Annotated in this window: 6 protein-coding genes; all 6 read right to left on the bottom strand. The window is 65.4% G+C overall.

Translation table 11 applies throughout. The features are described from left to right. A partial coding sequence (locus ABJN75_RS19995) for a response regulator (protein WP_348441357.1) occupies window positions 1–511 on the bottom strand: 511 nt, incomplete at its 3' end. A 148-nt stretch (window positions 512–659) separates the two neighbouring features. Beyond that, window positions 660–896 (bottom strand): hypothetical protein, encoded by a 237-nt coding sequence (locus tag ABJN75_RS20000; RefSeq protein WP_348441362.1) that lies wholly within the window; start codon window positions 894–896, stop codon window positions 660–662. Window positions 897–1056: 160 nt separating this feature from the next. Then, window positions 1057–1263, bottom strand: coding sequence for a hypothetical protein (locus ABJN75_RS20005; protein WP_348441358.1), 207 nt, complete (start codon window positions 1261–1263; stop codon window positions 1057–1059). 29 nt (window positions 1264–1292) lie between these two features. Further along, on the bottom strand, window positions 1293–5138 hold the full coding sequence (locus tag ABJN75_RS20010; RefSeq protein ID WP_348441359.1) for a glycoside hydrolase TIM-barrel-like domain-containing protein: 3846 nt from the start codon (window positions 5136–5138) through the stop codon (window positions 1293–1295). A gap of 16 nt (window positions 5139–5154) precedes the next feature. Further along, window positions 5155–5628 (bottom strand): NlpC/P60 family protein, encoded by a 474-nt coding sequence (locus ABJN75_RS20015; protein WP_348441360.1) that lies wholly within the window; start codon window positions 5626–5628, stop codon window positions 5155–5157. Beyond that, the coding region (locus ABJN75_RS20020) for a phage BR0599 family protein (RefSeq protein ID WP_348441361.1) at window positions 5625–6252 on the bottom strand (628 nt) is incomplete at its 5' end. The genes ABJN75_RS20020 and ABJN75_RS20015, both read right to left, overlap by 4 nt.

Consider the following 6252-nt stretch of genomic DNA (forward strand, 5'->3'; position numbering starts at 1 on the left):
GCGACACCACCTCGCCCATGTGATGCATGAGATAGGACAGCAGCCGGAATTCATGGCTGGTCAATTTCAAGGTAACGCCATCGACGCTCGCCTTGGAGGCCTTGGTGTCGAGCCGCACCGGACCACAGCAAATTTCCGAGGAGGCATGGCCGGAGGCACGGCGGATCAGGGCGCGAATGCGCGCCAGCACTTCCTCGACATGAAACGGCTTGGTGACATAGTCGTCTGCGCCCGCGTCGATGCCGGCCACCTTGTCGCTCCAGCGGTCGCGCGCGGTCAGGATCAGCACCGGCATGATGCGCTGATTGGCGCGCCACTTCTCCAGAACCGTGACACCATCCATCTCCGGCAGACCGATATCGAGGATCACCGCGTCATAAGGTTCGGTATCGCCAAGAAAGTGGCCTTCCTCGCCGTCATAGGCGCGGTCAACCACATAGCCCTGCTCGATCAGGGCTTCGTACAGTTGGCGGTTGAGATCCTTGTCATCCTCAACAATCAGTATGCGCACGTGAACTGCCCCCGCTTGTCGCCATTGTCGCCGCACCTGCCTGCAATCGGCGTCGGCGCGCGATGTTATCTTGCACCGTTGCCGGCGTTACGCCCATTCCCGGCTCCAACAGCCGCGACGCCTGCCTGCGCCGGAGTTTGGAGAGACCTCACTGCGGAACCCTGACCGTGACCTTCTTTGGCCGTTCATTGCCCTTGCCGGGCACCAGAACGGTGATTTCGCAGACGGTCTGGCTACCGCTGCTATTCGCCGATGCGGACAGCAACTGCCCGCCGGTCTGGCCGACGACCTGTGCCGCGGCGCCGGAGCAATCAGCCGCGACGCGGACGATTGCAGTACCATCGGCGAGCTGAGCATCTGCCTGCGCCATGACAACCGGCGACATGGTCGCGGCATGCGCTGCAATAAGTCCGATACTGAGTACATTCATGATCATGATCTGCCCTGAAGCGGTTCGTATTTCATCTTGGAGCCAGTGATACAAGATCCTGCCTGAACCGCAAATGAATGGAAACCGGGTATTTGCGGCGCGACCACTCCAATTCTCACCCGATCCGGTTCTTCGCCGTGATCCGGCCGAAAATCGCGATCACGCCTCCGATGGCAGCGCCCAGCGAAGTCATCAGTTCGATCAGGGCTTCGCGGTCGGCGTCTCCGAGATCGAGGCCGGCCAATCCGAGTGCCGCCGAGCCGAGGGTGACGATGGCGCCCCACAGGGTCCGGGATTGCCACCAGGGTTTGATGTCGGTCATCTCTCGTGTCCTTTCAAGGTTGAGTGAAATCAGAGTTCAAGCGTTGCGGTGCGCGCCACACCCCAGGGCACGCGCTTTCCCGCCTGGGACACGCGCACCGTCAGCGACGTCTGAACCGCGCCGAAGTCGGCGAGTTCGTCGCCAGCCGGATAGAGCCACCAAGCGCTTTCGGCCTCGGCTGCCCTGACAACCGTGTCACCCTCAAGGATCTCGATCCGGTACCGCTCGGCGCCCTCGTCATTGGCGATGTCGGAAGCTGTCCAGCTGTCGGCGGCCAGCCGGCCGCGCCGGATCCAGGAGACCATCACGCCGCCAGCCTGGCGCACGCCCCCGAGATGCACCGGTGACAGCGGCGTGAGCGCCCGCTCCCCGCCGGCAAAGGCAACCGGCCCGGATCCGCCGACGGGTCCGCCAGAGGCCTCGGCGATCCAGTTGAGTTCGCGGCCTGCCTCATCGAGCGAAAGCCCAAGTGAATTGACCGTATGGTCGAGCACAACGAAGGTCGCGCCGGCGGTTGCGCCTGCACGCATCGCGTCGTCGGTTCCCGCCTGCCCGCGCAGCAGATTCGCAAGCCGCCAGCGACCGGGCGTGATTTCCTCGGCTGTCTCGTACTGGATCACCTCCCAGGCGCCGGTTTGAGAGCGAAGTGCGGCGGCATTGGCGCCATTGAGGAGCGCCAGCCGGCTGACAGACGACAAGCCACCGAAGGCCAGATTGACCTCGATCACCGCATGCCGGTCAAACCTGCCTTCGGCATCGCCCGGCGGGAGAGCTGCCGCGAGCGCGCCGATCCGGGACGGCGCGTCGAGCGTCACGCGCGTGGCGTAACCTTCCTCTTCGACCGAACTGGACAGCACCATCCGCCGCCACGGAACACCCAGAGCTGCGACCCTAGCCCAGCCGGTATCCGCAGTGCCGGAGATCGCCGGAAGATCGAGGAACACGATCTCGGGCGCAAAGTGGGCGTTGGCGTCAGTGGCGGCGCGACGTGTCAGGGTTTCAACAGCTTCACCGGAAGTCGCACCTGCATGAACCACCGCCTCGATGCGGCGAGTCTCGCCGTCCTCGATGCGGGTTATGCGGTAGCGGCCCTGGGGGGCGTTCAGGGCGAACCGGATGACATCTCCGGGCTGCAAGCGGGCCGCTTGCGGCGCCATGGCAAAGCGCAACTGGCGGCGCTGCAACCGATGATCGTGCAGCCATTGATCGGCCACCGCGCGGGCCATTGCCGGGTCCAGCGCCAGGCTCAAAGGCAAATCCCGCTGGCGCACCGGTTCGCCCTCCGGCCTGCGCGAGCGGGCCGAGGCTGGCGCATAATCATTGAGCGGATCAGCCGACATCACCACGGCTTCGTTGGCGAATTCGCTGATTTCGCCACGGATCTCCTCAAACAGCGGACCATCGGCGGGTTCGGCCACCTCGCCGATCTGGTCCGGCGCTGCGCCAAGCTTGAGACGCGAGGCAAATTCTAGCCCGACGGCACCTTCGCGCACGTCAATACAGAACGCTGTCATCAGCGGCTCTAGCACGGCGCGGGCCGATGCCGGACTCGAGATCACGTGACCGGTGACCAGTCCGTCGACCCGGTCAACATCAAACTCGGTCATCCCGGCTTCGGTCAACACCGTCGCGATCAGATCCTTGAGCGCCACGGTCCCCAGCCGCCCGTTCAGCCAATGCCCGGTTTGCCAGTTGGGACCATCCGACCAGACCGTGGAGGTGAGCGGAAACGCAGGATAGGGCCGCGCATCCCAGGTCCACAGGTGGATGTGCTGCCTGGCGACCATGCCGTCGGCATTGGCCGGACCGGACCAATGCGCCAGATGAGCTTGCAGAAACGTCCGCTGGGCCAGATCGTCGCGCGCGCCGGTCGAGAACCAGGGAACAGCCCCCTCCGACGATTTCGGATCAGGGAACAGGTTGGGTTGATTGGGACCCTTGTCGACCGCCGGGCAGCCAAGTTCTGTAAACCAGAACGGTTTTGATCCCGGAATCCAGGGGCTCGGAAGTGCTGCCTCGCTGCCGCCGGTCCGGTCAAAGTGCTGGTTCTGCCACCACCCGCGCAGGTCCTTGACCCGGTAGACCCAATCCTTGCCCGCCAGCCCGTCGCTGATCGGCAGGCGCTCGCGTGCAGTGCGCGCCGCCGCGTCGGCATAATACCAGTCATAGCCCTCGCCGCCGGCAATCGCCTGGCCCATGGCCGCGGCATCATTGGCGAAGCCGGCGCCATCGGGATTGCCCTGCGTCACGTCGCTGTCGCGCCAGTCGCCTAACGGCATGTAATTGTCGATCCCGACCGCGCCTATCGCCGGATGCGCCCACAGCGGATCGAGGTTGAAATAGACATCACCCGTGCCGTCTTCCGGGCGGTATCCGGCATATTCGGTCCAGTCGGCTGCATAGGTGACGGTGGCCGACGGTCCCAGCATCGATTTGACATCGGCTGCAAGCTCAACAAGCTGATCGACAAAGGGAAAACCGCCGGTCTCGTCGCGAAGCCGGGTCAGGCCGGTCATTTCCGATCCGATGATGAACCCGTCGACGCCGCCCGCGGCCATCGCCAGCGCCGCGTGATGCAGAATGAAGCGGCGATAGCCTTCATCGCCGCCCGTCCAGGAAACGCTTTGTCCGGCCACGGTGAAATCGGCCACATCCATTGTCCCGCTCAGCGCGTCGATTGCGGTTCGCATCGCCACTGTCCCGTCCGGCGTGCCGGCAAGTCCCGGCGCCGGGCTCGCCGTGATGCGCCCGCGCCAGGGGTATGCCGGCTGTTCGGCGGCGCCGTTGGGATCGGTCAACCCGTTGCCCTCAGCCACATCCATCAACACGAAGGGATAGAGAACCACCTTGAGCCCGCGGCTCCTGAGATCGCCGATCGCCTCGATGATTGCCGCATCGTCGGGCGTGCCGCCATAGGCCGGACCGCCATCCCCGGAACTGATCAGATGTGCAGTGGTGCGATTGAGGCCGCCCACCTTCCAGGGCCGGGTTTCGCCCAAGCGTGCAACCACTTCGACACCCGGGCGAAACCGGCAATACCCGGCGCGCAGATCGTCTCCAAACCAGGCGGAAACCAGCGCCACCGATTTGAGATTGGGACACAGGGCCTGCAACTCGTCGAGCGACCGGGTCCAGTCGGTGGGTGCCTGGCGCATGTTGCGGTTGAGCACGCGCGCCGCGCCCACCCCTGTGGTTTCGCGCACCGGCGTCAGCGCATAGCCGTGTTCGGTGGCGCCGGGAATCAGCGCCACCGCCTCGATGGCTGTTTCAAGCGCCCCCACCGGGCGAACCACTTCGAACTGCAGCGTCGGGATACGGTTGCCGTAATCATCCAGCGGCAGTCGCTCGAACACCACATAGGCAAGCCCGCGCCAGGCCGGCGCACGGCCAGCGCCCTGCTTGGCCTCGATCAGCGGGTCGGGCAATTGCGTCGCCGTGCCGCGGTAAATCCGCATGTCGAGGCTTTCCAGATCGAGTTCGCGCCCGTCGGCCCAGACCCTGCGGACAAAGGCAATCGGGCCTTCGCAAAGCCCCAGCGCGAAATTGGCGTGATAGTGATAGCTCTCGACCTTGGGGCCCCCACCCTTGCCGCCCTGCCGCTCCCGCCTGACCGTTTCCTCGAACCGCGTCGCCCAGATCAGCGCGCCGGCGATCCGCATCGATCCGTGCACCCTGAGAATGGGCGAGCCTTCGTCCGCCGACGGAATCCGCGCACCGCTTAAGCCCCGGCCGGCAATGGTGCGGGTGGAATTGATCAGGCTGGTGTCGAGCATGCCGCCGACGGTCGCACCGATGGCCGATCCGATCGCCGCGCCAACCGGCCCGAAAGCGCCGCCGATCGCCGCGCCCGCCACCTGTAACAGGATTGTCGCCATGTCGAAGTCTCGCTTTTCAGTGATCTTTGAGAAGAGCTTCAGTGTGATCAGGCCCGAACGGAAACCGGTGCACCGCCGCGATCCGCCGGCGCCAGCCCGGAACCAGCACGCTTTCGACCACACCCGCGGCTTCATAGGCGTGGATGAAGTGATCAGCGTCAGAGAGAAGGCCTGCGTGTTTGGCGGAAACCCCGTCGCGCCAGCGAAACAGCAGGATGTCTCCGGCCCTGGCTTGAGATACCGGAATTGCCGCGCCGCAGTGCCGTCGGGCCGCAATGATCAGCCGGTCGGTCCGCCCGCGCTCGGCCCAATCGGGCGCATAGGCTCCGGGCTGTTCAGCCGGCCGGCCCATGACTTCGGCCCAGACACCGCGCACCAGCCCGAGGCAATCGCAGCCCACGCCCTTGCGCGATCCCTGGTGACGGTACGGAGTGCCGATCCAGGCGCGCGCCGCGGCAACCACAAGGTCGCCCCTGTCCTCGCCGCTCATGGCACGATCGGACGGCCGTCATGGACCGTGTCGCTATCCGCGTAGCCATAGGCAAAATCGCTGCCCGGCAGATAGGGAAAACCCTGAAAATTGAGTCCGTTGCCGAATTTGGCTGAACAGGTTCCGAACGACTTGTCGCATCCCGCCGAGACCTCGCACTGATCCCCCGTCGATGGCAGGCGCGCCAGCGGTGCCCACAAGCTCAGCCGCGCGCCGGCGGCCTCGACATTATGGGCCGAGATGTCCGCGGTCAGCCCGGCAAGCATCCCGGTCACAAACCTGATGCGGCCATTGCCGAACCAGCCGGCAGGCCGGTCTTCGAGCCCGCTGACGGTCAGCGTCATCTCGTCGCTCACCACGGTGAGTGTGCCGACAAGCGTGAATGGCGGCGTGGAGATATCCTTGCTGCAGCGTCCATCGCCGAGGTCGGCGTCGCAGCGGCGGCCATACAGGCGGCCACGCGGCTGGTCGAGCCGCGCCGCCAGGCTGCGCACTTCCGCCGCAAACGCCGGACCTGCCGTGCGCACTTCGCCCAGCATCCGGGTCGACAATAGCGCGTAATCGGCGGGACTTTGCCAGTTGACCAGAAAGGTTTCGACCCGCGCCCCGTCATAGCGCCCCAGC

Source organism: Hoeflea sp., assembly GCF_039975035.1.
GTDB lineage: Bacteria > Pseudomonadota > Alphaproteobacteria > Rhizobiales > Rhizobiaceae > Hoeflea.